The sequence below is a fragment of the Pseudomonas sp. Irchel s3b2 genome, assembly GCF_900187445.1.
Lineage (GTDB): Bacteria > Pseudomonadota > Gammaproteobacteria > Pseudomonadales > Pseudomonadaceae > Aquipseudomonas.
The window spans coordinates 74,013-100,570 of the sequence record NZ_FYEB01000015.1; the positions used below are offsets into that span (position 1 = coordinate 74,013).

Consider the following 26,558-nt stretch of genomic DNA (forward strand, 5'->3'; position numbering starts at 1 on the left):
AGGGCGCATTGCGCCCTCACGCAAGCGTATTGCCGTAATTCGCCAATCCGGCCTATAGCAAACGTTTGCGATGCGTGCATGAGTTCTAAACCAAATAGCCGGATCACCAAAAAAGACCGGCGTTAAAAAAAAGAAAGTAAGGAGCTTCACCCATGAAACTGAGCAGCACCGCGTTATTGGCCTTGGCCATCAGCAGCGTGACCGCCACGGCTTACGCAGAATCCCAGAGCCAGGCTTTTACGCCGGTTACCGTGAAAGAGAAAAGTGCTCAGAGTGAAGCCACTGGCTTTGTCGAAGGCCAATCGATCAGCGGCACTACGCGCAATTGGTACGCCAACGAGCAACTGAAACGTGGCGCCACGTTCAGCTACAAGAAAGACGGCGTATCGACCCCGACTGATCGTCGTATCAACTGGGTTCAGGGCACCATCCTCAAGTACAACTCCGGCTTCACTGAAGGCACCGTGGGTTTCAGTACCGAAGTGGCGGCCTACAACGCCATCGCTCTGGATCGTGATCGCAAGGATCTGGCGTCCAACAACGGCGGCGCACCGGGTACCCGTTCCGGGGCGGGCAACAACCGTACCCTGACCGAAGAAGGTGGCGACGCCGTCGGCCAGTGGAGCAAGCTGGGCCTGGCCAACGTCAAGGCCCGTGTGTCCAACACCACCCTCACCGCCGGCCGCCAGAACTTCAGCAGCCCGATGGTCGATGTCATCGGCAACCGTGCGCTGCCTTCGAGCTTCCAGGGTGTGACCCTGCACAGCGAAGAGCTGGAAAACCTGAGCTTCGACCTCGGTACCTTCGATCGCAATTCACCGCGAACCGAACAAAGCCAGCGCAAGTTCCGCACCGAATACGCCAACGGCATTGTTGAAACCGATCACGTCCACACAGCCGGTATCACCTACACGCCATTTGCCAGCCTGACCACCAGCCTGTGGGCAACCCAAGCCGAAGACATCTGGAACCAGTACTACTTCGGCGCCAGTCATGTGCTGGGCGACAGCTCGATCCTGAGCCTGACCACTGGCCTGAACTACTACAAAACCCAGGAAGAAGGTAAAGCGCTGATCGGCAAGATCGACAACGACACTTACTCCCTGTCGTTCGGCCTGACCCACCAGGCGCACAGCCTGACCTTCTCTTATCAGGAAGTGAACGGTAACGAGTACTTCGACTACCTGCACGAAACCAACGGCATCTACCTGGCCAACTCCCTGCTGTCGGACTTCAACGGCCCGAACGAGAAATCCTTCCAGATCGCCTACGGTCTGAACATGGCCGAATACGGCGTACCAGGCCTGAAGTTCAACATCTACCAGGCTCGCGGCTGGGGCATCGACGGCACCCACTACACCGGCAACGGCGGCGTGGCAGGCAAGGGTTACGACGGCATCCAGGCCCAGGATGGCGAACACCACTATGAATACGGCATCGGTGCTTCGTACGCCGTGCAGAGCGGTCCACTCAAGGCCACCGCCATTCGCGCGACCTACACCGCGCACCGTGCCAGCGAAAATCAGGCGGATGGCAGCATCAACGAGTTCCGTCTCGTGACCACCATCCCGTTCAACATTTTGTAAAACGCAGGCCTGCGGCTGACTCATGCTGAGTCGGCCGTCTGGCTTTTCTGTTCAACCGATTGCAGAGGGCTCTAGATGAAAATGCTTCCCCTACGAGCGGCCATCGCTGCCGCGTTGCTGAGTGTCGCCGTCGGCGTCTCGGCCAAACCCTTGGTGGTCTGTACCGAAAACAGCCCGGAAGGCTTTGACATGGTCCAGTACACGACTGCAGTCACAGGCGATGCAGTGTCCGAAACCATCTTCAACCGTCTGGTGGGTTTCAAGCCCGGTACCACCGAAGTGATTCCGTCATTGGCCGATTCGTGGGAGATCAGCGATGACGGTCTGACCTACACGTTCCACCTGCGCAAGGGCGTCAAGTTTCACACCACCGACTACTTCAAGCCGACCCGCGACTTGATTGCCGACGACGTGGTCTGGAGTTTCCAGCGTCAGCTGGACCCGAATCATCCGTGGCACAAGCAGTCGAGCGTGGGCTTCCCGTACTTTGAAAGTATGGGCTTCAAAGAGCTACTCAAGAGCGTCGAGAAGGTCGACGACAACACGGTCAAGTTCACTTTGACCCGCCGTGAAGCGCCGTTCCTGGCCGACATCGCCATGGCCTTCTCCTCGATCTACTCCGCCGAGTACGCCGACCAATTGCTCAAGGCCGACAAAATGGGCGACCTGAACAACAAGCCGGTCGGCACCGGCCCGTTCGTCTTCCAGCGTTACGCCAAGGATGCTCAGGTTCGCTTCAAGGCCAACCCGGACTACTTCCTGGGCAAGCCACCGGCTGACGCGTTGGTCCTGGCGATCGCCACCGATAACAACGTGCGCCTGCAAAAGCTCAAGGCCAATGAGTGCCAGATCGCGCTGTATCCAAAACCGGATGACATCCCGAGCATCAAGAAAGACGACAAGCTGAAGGTCGATGAACTGAACGCGATGACCGTCTCCTATATCGCCATGAACACCACTCGCAAGTACATGAGCGACGTGCGAGTGCGTAAAGCCATCGATATCGCCTTCGACAAAGAAGCGGCGGTCAACGCCCTGTTCGGCAAAGGCAATGCCACCGTGGCGGTCAACCCGTACCCGGACACCTTGCTGGGCTACAACCACACATTGACCAACCCGCCCCGCGACCTGGACAAGGCTCGCGCCCTGATCAAGGAAGCCGGTGTGCCGGAAGGCACGGTGTTTACCCTGTTCACCCGCAACGGTGGGGGTGCAACCAACCCGAACCCGATGCTCGCCGCGCAGATGATGCAGGCTGACCTGGCGAAAATCGGGATCAACGTGGACATTCGTGTCATGGAATGGGGCGAAATGCTCAAGCGCGCGAAAAACGGCGAGCACGATATGGTGTCTGCTGGATGGGCCGGCGATAACGGCGACCCGGATAACTTCCTGACGCCTATGCTCAGTTGTGAGGCCGCCAAAAACGGCGAAAACTATGCACGCTGGTGCAACGAGAAGTTCCAGGCACTGCTCGACCAGGCACGGGCCAAAGTGGATCCGGCCGAACGCGCCGCGCTCTACGAACAGGCCCAGGCCATTTTCAATCAGGACCAGCCGTGGATCAGCCTGGCGCACACCCGGATGTTCACTGCAATGCGCGCCAACGTAGAGGGCTATCACATTAGTCCCCTCACCACGAATAACTTCGCCACCACCCAGGTGAAGTAGATAAGAAACGCTCGGCATCGCTGACCCCAGCGCTGCCGGGCACGCCTAACCGGCTGATGAGGTACACCTTACGATGTTTAGTTTTATTGCCCGCCGACTGGGGTTACTGATCCCTACGTTCTTCGGCATCACCTTGCTGACTTTCGCGTTGATTCGCATGATTCCTGGCGACCCCGTGGAAGTGATGATGGGCGAACGTCGAGTCGACCCCGAAATGCATGCTCAGGCAATGGAACGCCTAGGTCTGAATAAACCCCTGTATGCCCAGTACCTGGATTACATCGGCAAACTGGCCCACGGCGATCTTGGCGAATCCCTGCGTACCCGGGAAAGCGTCTGGACCGAGTTCAGCTCTCTATTCCCCGCGACCCTGGAACTGTCCATGGCCGCCCTGTTGTTCGCCGGTATCCTGGGCCTTCTGGCCGGGGTGATCGCAGCACTCAAGCGAGGGTCCCTGTTCGACCACGGGGTGATGGGCATCTCCCTGGCGGGATACTCGATGCCGATCTTCTGGTGGGGCCTGATTCTGATCATGTTCTTCTCGGTGAGCCTGGGCTGGACCCCGGTGTCCGGGCGGATCGACCTGCTCTACGATATCGAGCCGCGCACCGGCTTCATGCTGATCGATACGTTGTTGGCCGATGACGTCGGGGCGTTCTTCGATGCCCTGCATCACCTGATCCTTCCGGCCATCGTGCTCGGCACCATTCCGCTGGCGGTGATCGCGCGGATGACCCGTTCGTCGATGCTCGAAGTGCTGCGTGAAGACTACATCCGTACCGCCCGCGCCAAAGGCCTGTCGCCGGCGCGCGTGGTATTCGTTCACGGCCTGCGTAACGCATTGATTCCGGTCCTGACCGTGGTCGGCCTGCAAGTCGGCACGTTGCTGGCCGGTGCAGTCCTGACCGAAACCATTTTCTCCTGGCCCGGCATCGGCAAATGGCTGATCGAAGCCATTGGCGCACGGGACTATCCCGTGGTGCAGAACGGCATCCTGTTAATCGCCTGCCTGGTGATTCTGGTCAACTTCGTAGTGGACATCCTCTACGGCTTTGCCAACCCACGCATCCGTCATCAGCGCTGAGATCAAGACCATGACCACTCTCACTACACCGGTAGCAGTCGATCAAAGCCTGCTGTATCCGTCGCCCTATAAAGAATTCTGGCATGCGTTTTCCAGGAACAAAGGTGCCGTCGCCGGCCTGATGTTCATGCTGCTGGTGATTTTCTGCGCGATCTTCGCCCCATGGGTCGCGCCGCATAACCCGAGCGAGCAATACCGCGACTTCCTGCTGACGCCGCCGTCCTGGCTGGAAGGCGGGCAGATCCAGTTCCTGCTGGGTACCGATGAGCTCGGTCGCGACCTGCTGTCGCGTTTGATTCACGGCTCGCGCCTGTCCTTGCTGATCGGCTTGTCGTCGGTAGTCATGTCGCTGATTCCGGGGATCCTGCTGGGGCTGTTCGCCGGATTCTTCCCGCGCATACTCGGCCCGTCCATCATGCGTCTGATGGACATCATGCTGGCCCTGCCGTCCTTGCTGCTGGCCGTGGCGATTGTCGCCATCCTCGGCCCTGGTCTGATCAACACCATTATCGCCATCGCCGTGGTTTCGTTGCCGTCCTATGTTCGTCTGACCCGCGCCGCGGTGATGGGCGAACTGAACCGCGACTACGTGACCGCCGCGCGTCTGGCCGGTGCCGGTCTGCCGCGCCTGATGTTCATCACCGTGCTGCCCAACTGCATGGCGCCGCTGATCGTTCAGGCCACCTTGAGCTTCTCTTCGGCGATTCTCGATGCCGCGGCACTGGGCTTCCTCGGCCTTGGCGTACAACCGCCAACCCCGGAGTGGGGCACCATGCTGGCTTCGGCTCGCGACTACATCGAACGCGCCTGGTGGGTGGTGAGCTTGCCTGGTTTGACCATTTTGCTCAGCGTGCTGGCAATCAACTTGATGGGCGACGGCTTGCGCGATGCGCTGGACCCGAAACTCAAGAACGCCGCCTGAGGAGATTCAAATGTCACTGTTAGAAATCAAGAATCTCAACGTTCGCTTCGGCGACGCCAACGCTGTTCCGGTGGTCGACGGTCTCGACATTTCCGTGGACAAGGGCGAAGTGCTGGCCATCGTCGGCGAATCGGGTTCCGGCAAGTCCGTGACCATGATGGCGCTGATGGGCCTGATCGAGCATCCGGGGATCGTCACCGCCGACGCCCTGAATTTCGACGGCAAGAACATGCTCAAGCTCAGCAACCGTCAGCGTCGGCAAATCGTCGGCAAAGACCTGGCCATGGTGTTTCAGGACCCGATGACCGCGCTGAACCCAAGTTACACCGTCGGTTTCCAGATCGAAGAAGTGCTGCGTCTGCACTTGAAAATGTCCAGAAAGGATGCTCGCAAGCGCGCCATCGAACTGCTTGAAAAAGTGGAAATCCCGGGCGCCGCCAGCCGTATGGACGCCTACCCGCATCAACTCTCCGGCGGCATGAGCCAGCGCGTGGCGATTGCCATGGCGATTGCCGGCGAACCGAAACTGCTGATCGCCGACGAACCGACCACCGCGCTGGACGTAACGATTCAGGCGCAGATCATGGACCTGCTGCTGGCCCTGCAAAAAGAGCAGAACATGGGTCTGGTGTTGATCACCCACGACCTCGCGGTCGTTGCCGAAACCGCTCAGCGCGTGTGCGTGATGTACGCCGGCCAGGCTGTTGAAGTCGGTCAGGTGCCACAGCTGTTCGATATGCCGGCGCACCCCTACAGCGAAGCACTGCTCAAGGCCATTCCTGAGCACAGCCTGGGTGCCGCGCGCCTGTCGACACTGCCGGGCATCGTTCCCGGTCGTTACGACCGCCCGCAGGGCTGCCTGCTGTCGCCACGCTGCCCGTACGTGCAGGACAACTGCCGCGTGCAACGTCCAACCCTTGACCCGAAAAGCAACAGCCTCGCCCGCTGCTTCTACCCGCTGAATCAGGAGGTGGCGTAATGGCCGTCGTACTTACCGCCCGCAACTTGACCCGTCACTACGAAGTGTCCCGGGGCCTGTTCAAGGGTCATGCGACCGTGCGCGCCCTTAACGGTGTGTCGTTCGAACTGGAAGCCGGCAAAACCCTCGCCGTTGTGGGCGAATCGGGTTGCGGCAAATCCACCCTGGCCCGCGCCCTGACACTGATCGAGGAGCCCTCCTCCGGCTCCTTGAAAATCGCCGGACAGGAAGTCGCCGGCGCCGACAAGGCTCAGCGCAAGCAGCTGCGCAAAGATGTGCAGATGGTGTTCCAGAGCCCGTACGCATCGCTGAACCCACGGCAGAAGATCGGTGATCAGCTGGCAGAGCCGCTATTGATCAACACCAACCTGAGCGCCGCGGAACGTCGCGACAAAGTCCAGGCGATGATGAAACAGGTGGGCTTGCGTCCCGAGCACTACCAACGCTATCCGCATATGTTCTCCGGCGGTCAGCGCCAGCGGATTGCCCTGGCCCGCGCGATGATGCTGCACCCGAAAGTGCTGGTCGCAGACGAACCGACCTCGGCGCTGGACGTATCGATTCAAGCGCAGGTACTCAACCTGTTCATGGATTTGCAGCAAGAGTTCAACACCGCCTACGTGTTCATCTCTCACAACCTGGCCGTGGTGCGTCACGTCGCCGATCACGTGATGGTGATGTACCTCGGCCGCCCGGTGGAAATGGGCCCGAAAGAGGACATCTATACTCGTCCTCTGCACCCGTACACCCAGGCGCTGTTGTCGGCCACTCCGACCATCCACCCGGATCCGGACAAGCCGAAAATCAAAATCGTCGGCGAACTGCCGAACCCGCTGAACCCGCCATCCGGCTGCGCCTTCCACAAGCGCTGCCCGTACGCGACCGAGCGCTGCACCACCGAAGAACCGCTGCTGCGCCTGGTCGATACGCGTCAGGTGGCTTGTCACTACGCCGAGCAATTTCTCGACGGCGCGACATAAAAAAACGCGCCTCGGATATCGGGGCGCGCTTTTGCTGAGTTGACCAGATCCCTTCCGCCAGACTGCGCATCAGTCCGGCAGGAGGGGTTTTCTTTTGTCCGTCATTTACGTTTGCGTGTCTTCCTCATCTTCATCTTCATCGGCGTCCGGGTCGTCATCGTCTGTTTCGGTCGCAGCGATCATCAGCTCGCTGTGCACGCCTTGCCCGTTCAAGGCCTGTTTTTCATGGTCCTGACATTCTGCCCACGCCACCGCCGACGTGCCGAGGGACAGCATCACCAAAACCTTTAGCAACAACACAATGCGTTGAAAAATGCTCATAGCCGATTCCATCCTTTGTGGGTGACGCATGGATGCCTGAAAGGTACTGAATGAAATTTAGTTCCGATTGACCGGGTTCTCCAGACAGGACGCTACCGGGTAGCAGAAAATCCCGTTGTCGAAGAGATTGGTTTCGAATAAGCCTTATATCCAAACCCACTAACAATGATGATCCAATGTGGGAGCGAGCCTGCTCGCGATGGCGGATAGGCAGTCAACACATGTCTGAATGCCAGACCGCTATCGCGAGCAGGCTCGCTCCCACGGGCAATAGTGGTCAATAAAAAAAAGCCCCGAGGCTTATGCATCGGGGCTTTGGTTGTTACGGCTCAGCGCTTAATGATGCTCACGCGTCGCACGGAACTTCACGTCTGGCCAGCGCTCTTCCATCAATGCCAGGTTGACCCGGGTCGGGGCGAGGTAGGTCAAGTGACCGCCACCGTCCAGCGCGAGGTTTTCCACCGCTTTGTTGGAGAATTCCTCAAGCTTCTTCTTGTCGCTGCATTCGACCCAGCGCGCGGAATAAACGGTAATCGGCTCGTAAGAGCATTCGACCTTGTATTCCTCTTTCAATCGGCTGGCCACCACATCGAACTGCAGCACACCAACGGCGCCGAGGATGATGTCGTTGCTCCGCTCGGGGAAGAACACCTGGGTGGCGCCTTCTTCGGCCAGTTGCTGCAAGCCCTGGCGCAGTTGCTTGGATTTCAGCGGATCACGCAGACGCACGCGACGGAACAGTTCCGGGGCGAAGTGCGGGATGCCGGTGAAGCCCAGGACTTCGCCTTCAGTGAAGGTGTCGCCGATCTGGATGGTGCCGTGGTTGTGCAAACCGATGATGTCGCCGGCAAATGCTTCTTCCAGCTGCTCACGCTCGGAGGAGAAGAACGTCAGCGCATCGCCGATCCGCACGTCTTTGCCGGTGCGTACATGGCGCATTTTCATGCCTTTTTCGTACTTGCCGGAGCAAATCCGCATGAAGGCGATGCGGTCGCGGTGTTTCGGGTCCATGTTCGCCTGGATCTTGAACACGAAGCCGGCGAATTTCTCTTCAACCGGTTCCACGGTGCGTTCGTTGGCGACACGGGCCAGCGGTTTCGGCGCCCAGTTGACCACGGCGTCGAGCACGTGATCGACACCGAAGTTGCCCAGTGCGGTACCGAAGAACACCGGTGTCAGTTGGCCGTCGAGGAATTCCTGTTGATTGAATTCGTGGCAGGCGCCCTGCACCAGTTCCAGCTGATCAACAAAGCGATCGTATTCGTCGCCCAAGTGCGCGCGGGCTTCGTCGGAGTCGAGCTTCTCGATGATTTTCACATCGGTGCGCTCGTGGCCGTGACCGGCGGTGTAGACAATGATGTAGTCGTCGGCGAGGTGATAAACGCCCTTGAAATCGCGGTAGCAACCGATCGGCCAGGTGATCGGCGCAGCCTTGATCTTCAGGACCGCTTCGATTTCGTCGAGCAGTTCGATCGGGTCGCGGATGTCACGGTCGAGTTTGTTGATGAAGCTGACGATCGGCGTGTCACGCAGACGGCAAACATCCATCAGGGCGATGGTCCGTGGCTCTACACCCTTACCGCCGTCGAGGACCATCAAGGCCGAGTCCACTGCCGTCAGGGTGCGGTAGGTATCTTCGGAGAAGTCTTCGTGGCCCGGGGTGTCGAGCAGGTTGATCATGTGGTCGCGATACGGGAACTGCATGACCGACGTGGTAATGGAAATACCCCGTTGTTTTTCCATTTCCATCCAGTCGGAGGTGGCATGGCGGTCAGATTTTCGAGATTTCACCGTGCCGGCAACCGCAATCGCCTTGCCCATCAGCAAGAGTTTCTCGGTGATGGTGGTTTTACCGGCATCGGGGTGGGAAATAATGGCGAAAGTGCGGCGTTTCGCGACTTCGGCGGCCTGTTTGGTCATGGGAAATCGCCTGGCAGGTGATTCAAAAAAAGGGCGCAGATTATAGCCCAACTTGAGTCAATAACCGAACCGTTGAGCACATTAGGGGTGGCCAAATGCTGCCGTAGATGGGAACCTTTTAAAGCACGGAGACGTCCACTCCCCCGTAACGACCACTCGTCGGGGGCCTGAAACACCTGCAATTCGGCCTGACGAGGCTGTGCTCACGGCTCGATTGCATACTGTTTCACCGGTATGACGAGCTGCTTCTCGCGATCATTTTTTCGGCAGCCAAGAAAGGCGTTGCCACACGAAAGAGTGTTCGCCGACTGAAAAAAAGGAGTCCGCCTGTGGCTATCCACTATGGCAAAGGGCTGATAGGAGGCGCGCTGGTAATCGCCCTTCTGGCCCTGCTGATCCACTGGATCGGCATCAACACGATCGAACAGTACCGCGAAGATTTGTTGTTTTACCTGCAAGCTCATCTGATTCTTGTCCTCGCTTCCATGCTGGCCGCCCTCGTTGTAGGCATCCCCGCCGGCATCTTCCTCAGCCGCCCGACCATGGTTGGACGCGCCGAACGCTTCATGCAGATCTTCAATATCGGCAACACTGTGCCGCCTCTCGCCGTACTGGCCATCGCCCTGGGTATCCTCGGCATCGGCAGCGGCCCTGCGATCTTCGCCTTGTTCCTCGCCTCACTGTTGCCGATTGTGCGCAACACCTATGAAGGGCTGAAAAACGTTCAGGGTTCGCTCAAGGAAGCCGCCGTCGGCATCGGCATGACACCGACTCAGGTGCTGTGGCGGGTCGAACTGCCGAACGCCATGCCGATCATCATTGGCGGCGTGCGCGTGGCGCTGGCGATCAACGTCGGGACTGCACCGCTGGCGTTCCTGATCGGCGCCAACAGCCTGGGCAGCCTGATTTTCCCCGGCATCGCCCTGAACAATCAGCCGCAACTGCTGCTCGGCGCGGCATGCACCGCCCTGCTGGCCTTGCTGCTCGACGGTCTGGTGACACTCGCCAGCCGCCTCTGGCTCGAACGCGGCTTGCGCCCGTCTTAAGCCTCGGCAAAGGAATATTCATGAAGACATTTAGCTTTTTACTAGGCTGCGTTCTGCTGTTCGCAGGATTTGCCCAAGCCGCTGATAAACCGCTGATTCGCATCGGCGCCCGGGTGTTCACCGAACAAACCTTGCTGGCGGAAATCACTTCCCAATACTTGCGCACCAAGGGTTACGACACCCAAGTGACGGGCGGCCTGGGCAGCAATCTGGCCCGCAGCGCCCACGAAAGTGGTCAATTGGATTTGATGTGGGAATACACCGGCGTTTCGCTCGTGGCCTACAACCATGTCACTGAAAAACTCGACAGCGAACAGTCTTACGCCCGAGTAAAAGAACTCGACGCGAAAAAAGGCCTGATCTGGCTCACCCCGTCGAAGTTCAGTAACACCTACGCCCTGGCACTGCCGGAAAACACCGCGAAGGCTTATCCGCAGATCAACACCATGAGCGAGCTGAACGCGGTGATGCAGGCGGAGCAGAAGCAAAATCATCTAGTAGCGCTGGACACTGAGTTCGCCAACCGCTCCGACGGTCTCGATGGCATGGTGGATCTCTACGGCATGAACCTGACCCGCAACAACATCCGTCAGATGGACGCCGGGCTGGTCTACACCGCCCTGCGCAATGGCCAGGTGTTCGCCGGTCTGGTCTACACCACCGACGGTCGCTTGAACGCCTTCAAGCTCAAATTGCTGGAAGACGACAAACACTACTTCCCCGACTACACCGCCGCGCCGGTGGTGCGTCAGGTTTACCTCGACGCCCACCCGAAACTCGCCGAAGAGCTCAAGCCGCTGGCTGAGCTATTCGACGACGCCACCATGCGTCAGCTCAACGCACGGGTCGATGTCGATCACGAAAGTCCTTCATCCGTTGCTGCAGATTTCCTGCGCCAGCACCCCATCAACTGAGGAGGAAAAGCCATGGAATTTTTGAACGCCTTTTCCCATCTCGATTGGCCGCAGGTTTTGCAGCTGACCTGGCAGCACATCACCCTGGTCGGCATCGCCGTGACCCTGGCGATTTTGGCCGGCGTGCCGCTGGGCATCCTGATGACCCGCTTCCCGACGCTCGCCGGCCCCTTGCAAGCCAGCGCCACGGTGCTGCTGACCGTGCCATCGATTGCGCTATTCGGCCTGCTGCTGCCCTTCTACTCGAAATTTGGCCAGGGCCTCGGCCCGATGCCGGCAATCACCGCGGTGTTTCTGTACTCGTTGCTGCCGATCATGCGGAACACCTACCTGGCCCTGACCAACGTCGAACCGGGCATTCGCGAAGCAGCGCGTGGCATCGGCATGACCTTCGGCCAGCGCCTGCGCATGGTCGAACTGCCCATCGCCGTGCCGGTGATCCTCGCCGGTGTGCGCACCGCCGTGGTGATGAATATCGGTGTGATGACCATCGCCGCGACCATCGGCGCCGGTGGCCTCGGTGTACTCATTCTCGCTTCCATCAGCCGCAGTGATATGTCGATGCTGATCGTCGGTGCCGTGCTGGTCAGTCTCCTGGCCATCTTCGCCGACCTGCTTCTGCAATGGCTGCAACGCACGCTGACTCCAAAAGGACTGCTCAAATGATCGAACTTCAAAACCTCAGCAAGACCTTCCAAAGCAACGGCAAAGATGTGAAAGCCGTGGACTCGGTAAGCCTGACCGTCAATGAAGGCGAAATCTGTGTGTTCCTCGGGCCATCGGGCTGCGGCAAAAGCACCACGCTGAAAATGATCAACCGCCTGATCAAACCGACCTCGGGCAAGATCCTGATCAACGGTGAAGACACCACCGACCTCGACGCCGTGACCCTGCGTCGCAACATCGGTTATGTGATCCAGCAGATCGGTCTATTCCCGAACATGACCATCGAAGAGAACATCGTGGTGGTGCCGAAACTGCTCGGCTGGGACAAACAGAAATGCCACGACCGTGCCCGCGAGTTGATGAGCATGATCAAGCTCGAACCCAAGCAGTATCTGACTCGCTATCCGCGAGAACTGTCCGGCGGCCAGCAGCAGCGGATCGGCGTGATTCGTGCGCTGGCGGCGGATGCGCCGCTGTTGTTGATGGACGAACCGTTCGGCGCGGTCGACCCGATCAACCGCGAGATGATTCAGAACGAGTTCTTCGAGATGCAACGGGCGCTGAACAAAACCGTGATCATGGTCAGCCACGACATCGACGAAGCCATCAAGCTGGGCGACAAGATCGCGATCTTCCGTGCCGGCAAACTGCTGCAAATCGATCACCCCGACACTCTGCTCGCGCACCCGACGGATGACTTTGTCAGCAACTTCGTCGGCCAGGACAGCACCCTCAAGCGTCTGTTGCTGGTCAAAGCCGAAGATGCAGCGGACAACGCGCCATCCGTCAGCCCGCAGACTCCCGTGGCCGAAGCGCTGGAATTGATGGATGAGCATGACCGGCGTTATGTGGTGGTCACCTGTTCCGAGAACAAGGCCCTGGGGTATGTACGACGTCGCGACCTGCACCGTCAGACCGGCACCTGCGCGCAGTACTTGCGCGAGTTCAACGCCACCGCGGCGTATGACGAGCATTTGCGAATCCTGCTGTCGCGCATGTACGAGTTCAACCGCTCGTGGCTACCGGTAATGGATGCAGAGCGGGTGTTTTTGGGTGAGGTGACCCAGGAATCGATTGCCGAGTATTTGAGCTCCGGCAAGTCCCGTGGGGGCAAGACCAGCATTGTTTCGCCGGCCGAGGTTGCAATGGCCTGACCTGACCCTGTGGCGAGGGAGCTTGCTCCCGCTCGGTTGCGAAGCAGCCGCAAAATCTGGGGCCGCTACGCAGCCCAGCGGGAGCAAGCTCCCTCGCCACAAAGGCAATGCAAATCCCTCCAAAATTCCTCATTCGGGGAACATCACACTGTCATGCAGGTCGGTTACATCAGTAGCTGTCCGGCACCGCACGACGGATGCGTGCAAAAACGCGACATTTTTTGTTGATCTCAAGCCCCTCACGCCCTAAAGTTCGCGCCGAACGTCCATGCTGGAAACGATCCATCCGGCTCAAGTACTGACGACGAGACAGCAAGGCCAAGGGTAAGCACCGCCTCCCATGGCCTTTTTGCTTTCGGCGACATGCCTTGGGAAGTAGGCGAACCAAAGTGGGGATACGGAGGGCGTTCATTTGCACCCATTGATAATTTCAGTTTGCCAGTAGGAGTTCCCAGCATGTCGATCAACGTCGAAGACTATTTCGCGCGCGATACCTTCCAGAAAATGAAGGCTTTCGCCGACAAACAAGAAACCCCGTTCGTGGTGATCGACACCGCGATGATCAGCCAGGCCTACGACGACCTGCGCGCCGGTTTCGAATTCGCCAAGGTCTACTACGCAGTCAAGGCCAACCCGGCCGTTGAAATCATCGACCTGCTCAAAGAGAAAGGCTCGAACTTCGACATCGCCTCGATCTACGAGCTCGACAAAGTGATGAACCAGGGCGTCGGCCCGGATCGCATCAGCTACGGCAACACCATCAAGAAATCCAAAGACATTCGCTACTTCTACGACAAGGGCGTGCGTCTGTATGCCACCGACTCCGAAGCCGACCTGCGCAACATCGCCAAGGCAGCTCCAGGCTCGAAAGTCTATGTGCGCATCCTGACTGAAGGCTCGACCACCGCTGACTGGCCACTGTCGCGTAAATTCGGCTGCCAGACCGACATGGCCATGGACCTGCTGATCCTCGCTCGCGACCTGGGTCTGGTGCCGTACGGCATTTCCTTCCACGTCGGTTCGCAGCAGCGCGACATCAGCGTCTGGGACGCGGCGATCGCCAAGGTCAAAGTGATCTTCGAACGCCTGAAAGAAGAAGACGGCATCCACCTGAAGCTGATCAACATGGGCGGCGGCTTCCCGGCCAACTACATCACCCGCACCAACAGCCTGGAAACCTACGCTGAAGAAATCATCCGCTTCCTCAAGGAAGACTTCGGCGACGAGCTGCCGGAAATCATCCTGGAGCCGGGCCGTTCGCTGATCGCCAACGCCGGTATTCTGGTCAGTGAAGTAGTGCTGGTGGCGCGTAAATCCCGTACCGCCGTTGAGCGATGGGTGTACACGGATGTGGGCAAATTCTCCGGCCTGATCGAAACCATGGATGAAGCCATCAAGTTCCCGATCTGGACCGAGAAGAAAGGCGAAATGGAAGAAGTGGTTATCGCCGGCCCAACCTGCGATAGCGCTGACATCATGTACGAAAACTACAAGTACGGCCTGCCGCTGAACCTGGCCATTGGTGATCGCCTGTACTGGTTGTCCACCGGTGCGTACACCACCAGCTACAGCGCCGTTGAGTTCAATGGCTTCCCGCCGCTGAAGTCGTTCTACGTGTAAAAACCACGCGCAGAAATCAAAAAGCCCATGACATGTCATGGGCTTTTTTGTGTCTGACGTTCCAAGCTGTCGAGGTAGTTGCTATCGGTCTTCCCGCACATGCCATAGACGAAGTATGTAGAGCGTGGAGCCTTGAATCTCATACCGCATCTCATAATGACCAACCAAAAGTCGTCGCACATCTCGCGGCGCGAACTCGTCGACTCGCTCCCCGATTCGCGGATTGCTGAGCAAGGATGTGGGGGCCTGAGTAAGAGATTGCACAGTACGCGCTGCAGCAGGACGATTGACCACCGCAAGAAACTCAAAAAGTCGTGCGAGATCCGATAACGCTTTATTCGTCCATTTCAACTCCATCAGTAAGGTACCGGCAACGGCTTATCGGTACTCAAACTGTCTGCCCAAGCCTGGACAGACTGATGATCGATCACCCGCCCAGCATCAACGTCAGCCATTGCCTCGCGGGTAAGTCGGCTTCGTTCTTCTTCCAGATCTACCCAATCGGCAAGCGCCTGCTTCACGATCCAGCCCCGTGAGCGCTCCATCCTCGCAGCCATCTGATCGACTTTATCAGCAAGCTCCATGGGTACATGGGCAGTCAGGACTTTGGTTGCAGCCATGATTTCATCTCCAGGAAGCAATTTTGACGAGATTTGATTAGTTTTCAATCATAGTGATTTAAACCAACTCAACAACCCTTGATACGCTCCGTTCATCGCTCATCTGAACGAAGCGTTGATCATAGAGGGTCGCCATTTCCCGAATTTGTAGATTATCTGCGTTAAGCAGTGCCTTTCTCGCCACCCGCAAAAAATTCAGATTCCCACCATCCAGTGCCTTGTGCAGCCAACCCAGCGCCTCGTCGATGCTCCCTTCATCCGCCAACACCGCTGCATAACTGAACTGTCCACGAAAATCCCCGCCGACCGCCGAGCGTCGATACCAGTCACGAGCAGCTTGCGGATCTGCCGGACAAACCCGCCCCTCTTCCAGATAACGCCCCAGCAGGTTCATCGACTTTGCATGCCCCCAGTTCAGCGGCGCGGCGATAAAGGCCTAGCGCTTGTACCTGATCCTCGATCACTCCACGACCAGTAGCCAGCAGATTGGCGTAATTGTCGTAACTGACTGACATCAGGCCAAAGCCCCGTTCATCGAAGTGAACGGGGCTTTTGTGTGTAAAAAAGAATGCTTCTCGACAACTCACGGCATAATGCGCGCCGTGATGATAATTTTTGAACGAACAAGGCGAGCGACGTGTTGAAGAAATCCCTGTTCCAGTTGCACTGGTTTTTCGGCATCAGCGCCGGACTGGTCCTGGCCCTGATGGGCATCACCGGGGCGACGGTATCGTTTCAGGATGAAATCCTGCGGGCGCTGAATCCCTCTGTGCTGCACGTCGAGAAGCAGATAGCCGGCGTGCTGCCCCCGGCTGAGCTGGTGGAAAAAATCGAAGGTGCTTCGGGCAAAACCGTCTCGATGCTCTGGGTCGAGACCGACAGCGGCAACGCCGCGCGGGTGATCTTCACCGCTCCGCCAGGCGAGCGCCGTGGGCCGATGCGTTACTTCGATCCGTACACCGCCGAGTTCATGGGTGACGTCACGGGCCAGGACTTCTTTGGCCTGATGCTGCAACTGCATCGGGTCCTGGCCATGGGCGATATCGGTCGGCAGATCACCGGCGCCTGTACGCTGATTCTGCTGTTCTTCTGCCTGTCCGGCCTGTACCTGCGCTGGCCGCGCCAGTGGAAAAGCTGGCGCGCCTGGCTGACCCTGGACTGGAATAAAAAGGGTCGTAGCTTCAACTGGGATCTGCACTCGGTGGCCGGTACCTGGTGCCTGGTGTTCTACCTTCTGGCAGCGCTGACCGGGCTGTCCTGGTCGTACGAGTGGTACAACAAAGGCCTGACCCGACTGCTTTCCGATTCGCCGCAAAACGAACGAGTGCGCAGCGGTCGCGGCCCTGCGCCAAGTGGTCCGGCTCCCACTGCCGATTACGCCGCCATATGGAGCAGCATCTACAGCGCCGCCGGCCCTGATCTTTCATCCTACAACGTGCGTATGCCGCCCGTGGCCGGGCAACCGGCAACCGTGTTCTACCTGCTGAAGAATTCACCCCACGACCAAGCTCGGAACCAGATCACCCTCGATCCGGCGACCGGCATCATCAGCCGTCATGACCGCTACAGCGATAAGAGCCTCAAGGCGCAATTGCTGACCAGTATTTATGCGCTGCACGTCGGCAGTTATTTCGGGATGGTCGGTCGGATAATCCTGACGATCGCCGCGCTGGCCATGCCGCTGTTTTTCATCACTGGCTGGTTGCTGTATTTGGACCGTCGACGCAAGAAACGTCAAATCAAGGATGCCCGCAAAGGCCTCGCGCAACCGGGCAGCGACGCGCCCGCATGGCTGATCGGTTTCGCCAGCCAGAGCGGATTCGCGGAGCAACTGGCCTGGCAGACCGCCGGGCAATTGCAGGCTGCCGGGTTGCCGGTGAAGGTTCAACCGTTGGCGAATGTCAGTGAACAGGACCTGCAGGATTCCAGCAACGCGCTGTTTGTGGTCAGCACCTTCGGCGACGGTGAAGCGCCCGACAGTGCCCGAGGATTCGAACGCAAAGTGCTGGGCCGTGCGCTGAGCTTCGACAGCCTTAACTATGCCGTGCTCGGCCTCGGTGACCGCCAGTATCAACACTTCTGCGGCTTCGCTCGTCGCTTGCACACCTGGCTAGGCGAGCACGGCGGCAAGACCTTGTTCGCCCCGGTGGAAGTCGACAGCGGTGACCCCTACGCCCTGCGCCACTGGCAACAACAACTCGGCCTGCTGACGGGCCAGGCGCCGGTAGATACCTGGCAAGCGCCAAGCTACGACAACTGGACCCTGATCCGCCGCGAATTGATGAACCCGGACAGCAGCGGTTCACCCGTGTACTTGCTCGGCCTCAGCGCCCCCACCACCAGCAGCTGGCTGGCCGGTGACCTGGTGGAAGTGCTGCCGCGCAATTGTCCGTGGGCCATCGAGCATTTCCTCGACGGCCTGGGGATTGACGGTCGAGCCACGGTTGAGTTCGATGGCCTGTCGCAAACGCTGGAACAAGCCCTGGCCAGCCGCCAACTGCCCGAGAACCGCGCTCATCTGGTCGGCCTGCACGCGCAAGCGCTGACGGACGCCTTGGTGCCGTTGGCCATGCGCGAATATTCCATCGCCTCGATCGCCGCCGACGGCGTGCTGGAATTGATTGTGCGTCAGGAACTGCATTCCGACGGCACCTTGGGCGTCAGTTCCGGCTGGTTGACCGAGCATGCGCCCGTGGGTAGCGGCATCAGTTTGCGGGTGCGACGCAACAGTGGTTTCCATTTACCAAACGAGCCGGTGCCGATGATCCTGCTGGGCAACGGCACCGGACTGGCCGGGTTGCGCAGTTTGCTCAAGGCACGGATTGCCGACGGGCAGCAGCGCCAGTGGCTGCTGTTCGGCGAGCGTAATCGGGAACACGATTACCTGTGTCGCGCAGAGCTTGAGGAATGGTTGATTGCCGGGGATCTGGAACGACTGGACCTGGCGTTCTCCCGAGATCAGGCCGAGAAGATCTATGTGCAGGATCGCCTGCGCGAGTCTGCTGACGAGTTGAAAAAGTGGCTGGCCGATGGCGCCGTGATTTACATCTGCGGCAGTTTGCAGGGGATGGCTTCAGGGGTGGATCACGTGCTTAACGAATTGCTGGGCATTGAAGAAGTCGACCGCCTGATCGAACAAGGTCGCTATCGCCGCGACGTCTACTGACACCGCACAGCCAATGTGGGAGCGACCTGTGGCGAGGGGGCTTACCCCCGTTGATCGTTCCCACGCTCCGCGTGGGAATGCAGCCCGGGACGCTCCGCGTCCCTTTCAAGCCGAACACGGAGCGTCCGTTGAGGCATTCCCACGCAGAGCGTGGGAACGATCATGCGGCCCTCACACCGGCTGCAACGTGCGCTCCCCCCCCCCCCGCAGCACCACACTCATCTCCCCCATCTGCCCGTCGATGTTCACCTCCGAAAGCTGCGGGCCGCAGCCGAACCAGCGCCATTGCTCATCAGCCTCCAGTAACAACATGAAATAGGAAATTTCAGCGCCGCTTTTGGGAAACGTCCTAACGCCAGCCTCTGAGACTTTCAGTAGGTTCGAGGCGAACCCAGACGAACAAGAAGCGCTAATGAAAAAGCTCGGTTTCCCGGACACCCCGGATTTTCTGCCCGCCCCAAGACAACAACCCACCCAGGCGCAGATACAAGCCTTCCAGGACGCCGGCGCAGCGGTAGCCGCCATTAACCGAAAGAATGAACTGGACGCCAACGCCCGCTGGGAGATGCATCAGAAAAAACAACAGGACGCCCTCAATACTCAGCCCGACTCGCAAGGTTGCGTGTTCGCCAAGAGCTGCAACCTCCCTGACGGCGTCATCAATCACAGCCACCCGAGCGGATTTGTCCCCGTAGAGAAATTGGCCGACTACGGATTATGGGCCGTGCTCGACACCGGTGCGCCGATCACAGCCGCCGGGGTCCCCCTGAAACTGGTGAGAGGCTCAGCCACGGCCGGCGCCATCGCCCAACGTCTCGGCGGCTCGCTTGCACTCGGTCTGCTATCAGGCTCCACGGCAGTGGCAGCCGGCGCAGCGCTCGGGACCGTGGCACTCCTGATGCCGAATACCCGCCTTTCCCCCGACAGCGCCTTCTACAAGAAAGAACAGTACACAGAACTGAACACCGGGCGAACCCGTGTGCGCCTCAACGTGAAGACCTTGCCGGACGGCTCCGTCAACGCCTACGGCTTCTACACCGGCGGGAAAAAAGACTGGGAATTTGTCCCGGTCATCAAGGCCACCCAAGAGGGAGAGAAATTTGTCGCCGACCTCGGCAACGGCATCGGCCTGATCTGGACGCCTGCGGCGAACCCCGACGATATACCACGCATCCCGGCCCTCGAAGGCGCCCCGCCACTGCCAACGATATGGGTGTACCCGCCCACCGAGCAAGCCAACAAGGCTCTGGTGAACCCGGAGCATCCGCCCGATTATCAGGACGCGATTATCTGGTTTCCTGCGGATGCGGGACTTGAACCGATCTACATCGTGCTCAATGCCCGGTTTGAACCCGGTGGGGTTACGGGGGTGGGCGAGGATGTGTCGGGGGTTTGGCTTGCTGGGGCTGGCACTGGGTTAGGCGCTCCCATTCCGACGCGGATTGCTGACCAACTCAGGGGGAAGAGTTTCAGTAGCTTCGACACTTTCAGGAAAGCGTTCTGGATGGCGGTTGGGAGTGATGCCGAACTAGCCAGCCAATTCAATGACAGCAACAAGGCACGAATGCTTGAAGGCATGGCACCACGCGCAAAAGCAATCGATACAGTAGGCAAACGACGATCCTTTGAACTACACCACGGCATACCCGTTTCAGAAGGTGGAGAGGTTTACAACATCGACAACCTCAGTGCCATGACTCCGAAACATCACATTGGCACACACAGGAGCCCAAAATGATCGCACTTAAAAGCAGTCTGTCGGAATACACAGAAGACGAATTTCTGGAACTGATCAAAGAGATATGTAGCGCAGTCGGCACAGAGGAGTATCAGGACGAGCTTCTGGAGCGCTTCATCGATGCGACTGGTAACGCTGCTGCATCTGATTGGATCTACTACCCGGAGAACGGTGAGGATGATTCGCCGAAAGGCATCTTGAAAGCGGTCAAGGAATGGCGTGCAGCTCAGGGTTTGCCGGGGTTTACAGACTGATCCTGAAAACGGAAGTCATGCCGAGGAGGCAAATGAAACCACCGACCTGATTCGATATCGGGGTGACATTAAAAAGATCGCAGCCGTCGACAACTCCAGATTCGATGTACGCCGCAACATCGCGGTCGAACACAATCCAGGGTAGGAGCTGCCGAAGGCTGCGATCTTTTGCTTTTAAGCCTTGACCGGCTCCAGCACCAACTCCACCGTCTCAGGCCGTTTGAGCACCGAATACGTCACCGCCGTCAGCAGACTCCCGGCCACGATCGCCAGCAGATACAACAGCGCATGGTTGATCGCATTCGGAATCAGCATCACGAACAACCCACCGTGCGGCGCCATGAGTTTGCAGCCGAAATACATCGACAACGCGCCGGTCAGTGCGCCGCCGGCGATGCTCGCCGGAATCACCCGCAGCGGGTCTTTCGCCGCAAACGGAATCGCCCCCTCGGAGATAAAGCACAACCCCAATACCAGCGCCGCTTTACCGGCTTCGCGTTCAGTCTGGGCGAACTTGCGCCGGGCAATGAACGTGGCGATGCCCAAGCCAATCGGCGGCACCATGCCGGCGGCCATGGTCGCGGCCATCGGCGCATAACTTTGCGACGCCAGCAGCCCCACCGAAAACGCGTAAGCTGCCTTGTTGATCGGCCCGCCGAGGTCGACGCACATCATGCCGCCCAGCAATACACCGAGCAGAATGGCGTTGGTGGTGCCCATGCTGTCGAGGAAGTGTGTGAGCCCCGCGAGCATCCCGGCCACCGGTTTGCCGACCACGTAGATCATCACCAGACCGGTGAACAGGCTCGCCAGCAACGGGATGATCAGGATCGGTTTCAGTGCCTCAAGACTTTGCGGCAAGCGCGCATAGCGGTTGATCGCCTGGGCCGCATAGCCGGCAATGAAACCGGCAATGATCCCGCCGATGAAACCGGCGCCCAGGGTGCTTGCCAGCAAACCACCGATCATCCCCGGCGCCAGGCCCGGGCGGTCGGCGATCGAGTAGGCGATGTACCCCGCCAGCAGCGGCACCATCAGCTTGAACGCGGTCTCGCCGCCGATCTGCATCAGCGCTGCCGCGAGCGTGCCTTCCTCCTTGAATGCGGTGATGCCGAACACGAAGGACAAGGCGATCATCAGACCGCCCGCCACCACCATCGGCAACATGTACGACACACCGGTCAGCAAGTGTTTGTAGAGGCCTGTCTTCTCTTGCTTGGCCGGGCCTTTGGCGCCGGTCGCAGCGCTTTCCTGCTTGCCTTCGGCCAGGGCTTTGTTCAGCGTCGCTTCGGCCTGTTTCAGGGCGATGCCGGTGCCACAGCGGTAGATTTTCTTGCCGGCGAAACGCTCGGTGGCGACTTCGATGTCTGCCGCCAGCAGCACCACGTCAGCATCGGCAATCGCCTCTGCGCTGAGCGGATTGCGTGCGCCAACCGAGCCTTGGGTTTCCACTTGCAAATCGTAACCCAGGCGTTTGGCCGCTTGCTGCAAAGCTTCGGCGGCCATGAAGGTGTGGGCGACGCCGGTCGGACATGCGGTGATGGCCACCAGGCGCGGTGCATTTTTAACCACCGCAGCAGGCTCGGCGGTGGCTTCGGGCGCGACGTAAACCTCGGCCTCTTCCACCCCGCGACGTAGCAGCGCTTCGACATCTTGCAGGGCCTGGGCCGGGGTGCTCTGGAACACACGCTTGCCGACGAACCGTGACATATCCACCGGTCCGCTGGTGACCAGCAACACCCACTCAGCGGCTTCAAGGGTCGAGGCCGACAGTTGACGTTCCGGATGGGCCGCATCAACGACTTCGACACTGGTGCTCCAGCCCTGACGCTGGGCGGCTGCATCAAGCAGACGAGCACACAGCACACTGGTGACCATGCCGTTCGGGCAGGCCGTAACAATGGCTAACTTCATGTCAAACCCTCTTATTGTTCTGTCAGGGGGCGCACGCGCACGCCCTGTTCAAGCTGCGTCAGTTGCGCGGCATCGCCGATACCAAAACCGATCTGGGTGACGGCCATGGCGGCAATCGCGGTGGCGGTGCGCAAGGTTTGTTCGGGCGTATCGGCACTGAGCAATCCGTGCAGCATGCCCGCCAGCAACGAATCCCCCGCACCGACGGTGCTGACCACGCTGACCTTGGGCGGCGTGGCGTGCATGGCCGAGCCGACACTGAACCAGTTCACTCCGTCGGCACCATGGGAAATCACCACGTGCTCGATGCCATGGGCATGCAAGCGGCTCGCCGCTTCGGCTTGAGCGGTCACGGAAACCACCTCGCAATCCAGCGCCTCAGCCAGTTCTTCGGTATTGGGTTTAATCAACCATGGGCCGGCCGTCAGACCTGCGCGCAAGGCTTCACCGCTGGTGTCGAGCGCCACTTTCAAACCGCGCCTTTTCAAGCGCTGGATCAACTCGCGCAACCATTGAGGATTCACACCACGGGGCAAACTACCGGCAACGACGACGGCATCATGACCCGGTGCAATCTGGTCGAGACGATCGAGCAAAGCCTGCTGCGCCGCTTCACTGACCCTCGGCCCCGGACCGTTGAGATCGGTGATGCGCCCATCGCTTTCCGCCAGTTTGATATTGCTGCGGGTCTCGCCGGGGACGCGGATGAATGCGTCGGTAAAACCGCGTTTGGCGAACAGGGTTTCGAACGCCTGAAGGTTGTCTTCCCCGAGAAAACCGCTGACGGTCAGCTGATGACCGAGGTCGGCCAGCACCTGGGCCACGTTCACCCCTTTGCCAGCGGCGTGGGTGTGCATTTCGTCGCTGCGGTTGACCTGACCGGGTATCAGATGCGGCAACTGAACGGTGAGGTCCAGCGCCGGGTTAAGGGTCAGGGTTAAAATCTTGGCCATTACAGGGCCTCCACTAATGCGCGGACTTCGTTCGCGCTGCCCACAGCCAGGGCTTGTTGGGCAAGGGTTTGAGTCTGGGTCAGGCTGAGTTCACGAATGCGCGCCTTGACCTCGGCAATGCTGCGGCCCGACACGCTCAACTCATCCACACCCAGGCCCACCAGCACTGGCACCGCCAGCGGATCGGCCGCCAGTTCACCGCACACGCCGACCCACTTGCCATGAGCATGAGCCGCACGCACGGTGATGTCGATCAGTTGCAGCACCGCCGGATGCAAGCCGTCGGCCTGGGCCGACAAGGTGGGATGACCACGGTCGATGGCCAGGGTGTATTGCGTCAGGTCGTTGGTGCCGACGCTGAAAAAGTCCACCTCTTTGGCCAGCACCGGCGCCAGCAAGGCGGCCGACGGTACTTCGATCATGATCCCCAGTTGCAGATCGGCCACCGGAATTTCCAGGCGCAGACGTTCGGTCATGTCCCGCGCCTGGCGCCACTCATCGACGCTGCCGACCATCGGGAACATGATCCGCAACGGACGGTTGTCAGCCGCACGCAACAAGGCGCGCAACTGCGCTTCCATGACCTGCGGGCGTTGCAGGGTCAAGCGAATGCCACGCACGCCGAGGAACGGGTTTTCTTCTTTCGCGATCGGCCAGTACGGCAGCGGTTTGTCACCACCGACGTCGAGGGTTCGCACCACCAGCGGTCGACCGGCCAGGCCATCGAGTACGCGACGGTATTCGACTTCCTGAGTCGCCTCGTCCGGCGCTTGTGGGTGGGCCATGAAAATCAGCTCGGTGCGCAGCAGGCCAATGCCTTCGGCGCCCTGCTCCACCGCACTGGTGACGCCGGCGCTTTCACCGATGTTGGCGAACACTTCCACCGCGTGACCATCGGTGGTCAGCGCCGGTTGATGGCGTTGTTCAGCGGCGGCTTTCAAGCGCAGTTCGCGGGTATCCCGCTCTTCGGTGGCGCGTTGCAAGGTTGCGGCATCAGCGTCCACGTGCAGGCGACCGCGTTGGCCATCGATCAACAGCGGCGTGCCCGGTTTCAGCAGCAACACGGCGGCACCGGCGCCCACCAGCGCCGGAATACCGAGGGCGCGGGCGACGATGGCGCTGTGGGCCGTGGCACCACCGCGAGCGGTGAGGATGCCGGCGACGCGCGTCGGATCGAGACGCGCCACGTCGGACGGACCGACTTCGTCCATCACCAAAATGTACGGCTGCGCGGGCTCGGCCGGTGTTTCGACGCCACTCAATTGCGCCAGCACCCGACGGCCAATATCGCGCAAGTCAGCGGCACGCTCGGCGAGCAAGGCGTCCTGCAGCGATTCCTGTTGTTTGGCGGCCGCTTCAATCACCGCCATCCATGCCGCTTCGGCGCTCTCGCCTTGCTTGAGGCGGGTGTCGACTTCGTCGGTCAGTTCCGGGTCGTCGAGCATTTCCTGATGGGTGATGAAAATCTCGCGAATCGCCTTGGCCTTGCTGCGCTCGATCAGGCCTTCAATGTCGCGACGCACATCCGCCAGCGCTTGCTTGAGACGTTCACGCTCGACGGCGGCAGACTCACCGCGCAGCGGGTAATCAATGATTTGCAGCACTTGAATATGCGCCGGGCCGATGGCGATCCCCGGTGCGGCGGCAATCGCCTGAACCAGGCTGCCGGACGTTGGCGCGAGCAGCACTTCGACGACTTCGGCGAGCACTTCGCGCTGTTGGCTCACGACCGGCAGTGGCTCGACTTCTTCACCGAGGCCTTCTTCGATGGCCGCCAACAAGGCTGGCAAGGCATCGGCGGCGATGGTCGGTTCGGCGATGAATTCCAGCACCTGACCGCGACGGGCGCCAAGGCTGAGCAGTTTGCTCAAACTCTTCACCGACACCGCGCTGTCATGGCCATCGACAATGCGCACGCGGATTTCGCCTTCAAAGCTTTTCGCCAGTTGCGCGAGGATCTTCGCCGGGCGCGCATGCAAACCGTGGGCGTTGGCCAAGGCAATGCGTACGTTCGGCCAATCCGCCGGCACTTCACCGCCGAGGACTTCCAGCACCGCGCGACTGCTGGTGGCACGTCCCAATTCATGACCCCGGCCTTCGATCAGCAACGCGCAAAGGCGTTCGAGCAGCGCCTGATGGGCCTCACCGAGGCTAGCCAGGCAGAATAGACCGCTCAACGGCTGACCGAGGTAGCGTATGGGTTTGTCCGGGGTGACGAAGGCCAGGCCCGGACGCTTCACCGTTTGTTCGCTGTGCAGCCACCACAGGCCATCGCCCAGGGGCAGCGCTTCGACCTGCTGTAAAACGCCGGCAAAACCATTGCTCACGCAATCGGCCTGCCGCAGCAAACGGGCACCGCGCCAGACCAGTTCTTCGAAGTCATCGGCGGAAACACTGAGGCCGATCATCTGTGCGTCCAGCGCCAGTTCTTGCGGTGCGCCTTGCAGCAGTTTCAGCAAGGCTTCGGCGGAACTGGCGCGGCGCAGAGCCTGGCCCAGATCGGTTTCACCGAGGGCGCGGGTCAGCAGTTGCAGCAGGCGCAGGTGTTCATCGGATTTGGCGGCGATACCAATCGCCAGATAAACGATCTGACCATCGCCCCAGTCCACGCCGTCAGGAAACTGCATCAGCCGCACGCCAGTAGCGAACACCTGATCGCGGGTTTCCGGGGTACCGTGAGGGATAGCGATACCTTGGCCGAGAAAGGTCGAGCCCTGGGCTTCCCTGGCCTGCAAGCCCGCGAGGTAGCCATCGGCCACCAGGCCATCGATCACGAGTCGGTCAGCGAGCAATTGCAAGGCGGTGGCTTTATCCATAGCCGACTGGCCCATGGATATCTGCTCTATGGTGAGCTCGAGCATGCTTTCTCCTTTTTGGCGCCGTGTGACGCCAGGTATTGTTTTGATTGATTCAGCTTAGGCGTTTGGAAACACCTTTTCAGAGGCAGTTTTGGCGGTTTCGAGGCAGAACCTTCCAAAGCGACCTGTAACGTAGAAAATACGCCTGCTGAAACGTTTAATCTAGAATGTTAGGCACGTTACTCGATAATG

At 59.6% G+C, this 26,558-nt stretch carries 21 protein-coding genes and 1 pseudogene; 14 read left to right on the top strand and 8 right to left on the bottom strand.

Translation table 11 applies throughout. The features are described from left to right. The first annotated feature begins 152 nt into the window (after positions 1 to 152). The 6 genes from CKW20_RS24185 (at position 153) to CKW20_RS24210 (ending at position 7,222) form a co-directional block, all read left to right on the top strand. Positions 153 to 1,586, top strand: a complete 1,434-nt coding sequence (locus CKW20_RS24185) for an OprD family porin (protein ID WP_095055144.1) — start codon at positions 153 to 155, stop codon at positions 1,584 to 1,586. A gap of 75 nt (positions 1,587 to 1,661) precedes the next feature. Continuing rightward, a complete protein-coding gene (locus tag CKW20_RS24190) occupies positions 1,662 to 3,257 on the top strand; it encodes an ABC transporter substrate-binding protein (RefSeq protein WP_095055145.1) in 1,596 nt (531 codons plus the stop codon). Between the two features lie 73 nt (positions 3,258 to 3,330). Beyond that, the gene (locus CKW20_RS24195; protein WP_054049982.1) at positions 3,331 to 4,341 is read left to right on the top strand and encodes an ABC transporter permease subunit; all 1,011 of its coding nucleotides are present in this window, start codon (positions 3,331 to 3,333) and stop codon (positions 4,339 to 4,341) included. 10 nt (positions 4,342 to 4,351) lie between these two features. Beyond that, positions 4,352 to 5,263 carry an ABC transporter permease subunit gene (locus CKW20_RS24200; protein ID WP_095055146.1) on the top strand — a complete coding sequence of 304 codons (912 nt, stop codon included), beginning with the start codon at positions 4,352 to 4,354 and terminating at the stop codon, positions 5,261 to 5,263. 10 nt (positions 5,264 to 5,273) lie between these two features. Next, complete coding sequence (locus CKW20_RS24205) at positions 5,274 to 6,242, top strand: ABC transporter ATP-binding protein (protein WP_030128047.1); 969 nt, start codon at positions 5,274 to 5,276, stop codon at positions 6,240 to 6,242. Beyond that, a complete protein-coding gene (locus tag CKW20_RS24210) occupies positions 6,242 to 7,222 on the top strand; it encodes a peptide ABC transporter ATP-binding protein (RefSeq protein WP_095055147.1) in 981 nt (326 codons plus the stop codon). The genes CKW20_RS24205 and CKW20_RS24210 overlap by 1 nt, the downstream gene beginning before the upstream one ends. 105 nt (positions 7,223 to 7,327) lie before the next feature. Here the strand turns inward: CKW20_RS24210 and CKW20_RS24215 are convergent, their stop codons facing one another. After that, a complete protein-coding gene (locus CKW20_RS24215) occupies positions 7,328 to 7,543 on the bottom strand; it encodes a hypothetical protein (protein WP_095055148.1) in 216 nt (71 codons plus the stop codon). 336 nt (positions 7,544 to 7,879) lie between these two features. Then, positions 7,880 to 9,463, bottom strand: a complete 1,584-nt coding sequence (locus CKW20_RS24220; RefSeq protein WP_095055149.1) for a peptide chain release factor 3 — start codon at positions 9,461 to 9,463, stop codon at positions 7,880 to 7,882. Positions 9,464 to 9,792: 329 nt separating this feature from the next. Here CKW20_RS24220 and CKW20_RS24225 point away from each other — a divergent pair, with 329 nt between their 5' ends. The 5 genes from CKW20_RS24225 to CKW20_RS24250 all read left to right on the top strand — a co-directional run bounded on the left by CKW20_RS24225 (position 9,793) and on the right by CKW20_RS24250 (position 14,863). Further along, positions 9,793 to 10,509, top strand: a complete 717-nt coding sequence (locus CKW20_RS24225; protein ID WP_095055150.1) for an ABC transporter permease — start codon at positions 9,793 to 9,795, stop codon at positions 10,507 to 10,509. A gap of 20 nt (positions 10,510 to 10,529) precedes the next feature. Then, a complete protein-coding gene (locus tag CKW20_RS24230) occupies positions 10,530 to 11,423 on the top strand; it encodes a glycine betaine ABC transporter substrate-binding protein (RefSeq protein ID WP_095055151.1) in 894 nt (297 codons plus the stop codon). Between the two features lie 12 nt (positions 11,424 to 11,435). Beyond that, entirely contained in the window at positions 11,436 to 12,089 is a 654-nt protein-coding gene (locus CKW20_RS24235; protein ID WP_095055152.1) for an ABC transporter permease, read from the top strand. After that, positions 12,086 to 13,243 carry a betaine/proline/choline family ABC transporter ATP-binding protein gene (locus CKW20_RS24240; RefSeq protein ID WP_095055153.1) on the top strand — a complete coding sequence of 386 codons (1,158 nt, stop codon included), beginning with the start codon at positions 12,086 to 12,088 and terminating at the stop codon, positions 13,241 to 13,243. Before CKW20_RS24235 ends, CKW20_RS24240 begins: the two co-directional genes overlap by 4 nt. Positions 13,244 to 13,699: 456 nt before the next feature. Beyond that, on the top strand, positions 13,700 to 14,863 hold the full coding sequence (locus CKW20_RS24250; RefSeq protein WP_008067252.1) for a type III PLP-dependent enzyme: 1,164 nt from the start codon (positions 13,700 to 13,702) through the stop codon (positions 14,861 to 14,863). 81 nt (positions 14,864 to 14,944) lie between these two features. Here the strand turns inward: CKW20_RS24250 and CKW20_RS24255 are convergent, their stop codons facing one another. The 3 genes and pseudogenes from CKW20_RS24255 to CKW20_RS24265 all read right to left on the bottom strand — a co-directional run. After that, a complete protein-coding gene (locus CKW20_RS24255; RefSeq protein WP_095055155.1) occupies positions 14,945 to 15,220 on the bottom strand; it encodes a type II toxin-antitoxin system RelE/ParE family toxin in 276 nt (91 codons plus the stop codon). Continuing rightward, complete coding sequence (locus tag CKW20_RS24260) at positions 15,220 to 15,483, bottom strand: CopG family ribbon-helix-helix protein (RefSeq protein WP_095055156.1); 264 nt, start codon at positions 15,481 to 15,483, stop codon at positions 15,220 to 15,222. Before CKW20_RS24260 ends, CKW20_RS24255 begins: the two co-directional genes overlap by 1 nt. A gap of 58 nt (positions 15,484 to 15,541) precedes the next feature. Continuing rightward, positions 15,542 to 15,980 (bottom strand): annotated as a pseudogene (locus CKW20_RS24265) (tetratricopeptide repeat protein); the annotation flags it as partial. 140 nt (positions 15,981 to 16,120) lie between these two features. On the opposite strand from CKW20_RS24265, the gene CKW20_RS24270 reads away from it, so the two are divergent. From CKW20_RS24270 to CKW20_RS24280, 3 genes are all read left to right on the top strand, one after another. After that, positions 16,121 to 18,649 carry a sulfite reductase flavoprotein subunit alpha gene (locus CKW20_RS24270; protein ID WP_095055157.1) on the top strand — a complete coding sequence of 843 codons (2,529 nt, stop codon included), beginning with the start codon at positions 16,121 to 16,123 and terminating at the stop codon, positions 18,647 to 18,649. 412 nt (positions 18,650 to 19,061) lie between these two features. Continuing rightward, on the top strand, positions 19,062 to 20,387 hold the full coding sequence (locus tag CKW20_RS24275; RefSeq protein ID WP_095055158.1) for an S-type pyocin domain-containing protein: 1,326 nt from the start codon (positions 19,062 to 19,064) through the stop codon (positions 20,385 to 20,387). Next, entirely contained in the window at positions 20,384 to 20,641 is a 258-nt protein-coding gene (locus CKW20_RS24280) for a bacteriocin immunity protein (protein ID WP_095055159.1), read from the top strand. Before CKW20_RS24275 ends, CKW20_RS24280 begins: the two co-directional genes overlap by 4 nt. A gap of 174 nt (positions 20,642 to 20,815) precedes the next feature. Here CKW20_RS24280 and CKW20_RS24285 read toward each other — a convergent pair whose 3' ends face one another. From CKW20_RS24285 to ptsP, 3 genes are read right to left on the bottom strand one after another with little or no spacing between them, the layout of a single operon-like run. Next, positions 20,816 to 22,555, bottom strand: coding sequence for a PTS fructose-like transporter subunit IIB (locus CKW20_RS24285; protein WP_095055160.1), 1,740 nt, complete (start codon positions 22,553 to 22,555; stop codon positions 20,816 to 20,818). A gap of 11 nt (positions 22,556 to 22,566) precedes the next feature. Further along, on the bottom strand, positions 22,567 to 23,508 hold the full coding sequence (pfkB, locus tag CKW20_RS24290; protein WP_095055161.1) for a 1-phosphofructokinase: 942 nt from the start codon (positions 23,506 to 23,508) through the stop codon (positions 22,567 to 22,569). Next, the gene (ptsP, locus tag CKW20_RS24295) at positions 23,508 to 26,369 is read right to left on the bottom strand and encodes a phosphoenolpyruvate--protein phosphotransferase (RefSeq protein WP_095055162.1); all 2,862 of its coding nucleotides are present in this window, start codon (positions 26,367 to 26,369) and stop codon (positions 23,508 to 23,510) included. Before ptsP ends, pfkB begins: the two co-directional genes overlap by 1 nt. Positions 26,370 to 26,558: the final 189 nt, after the last annotated feature.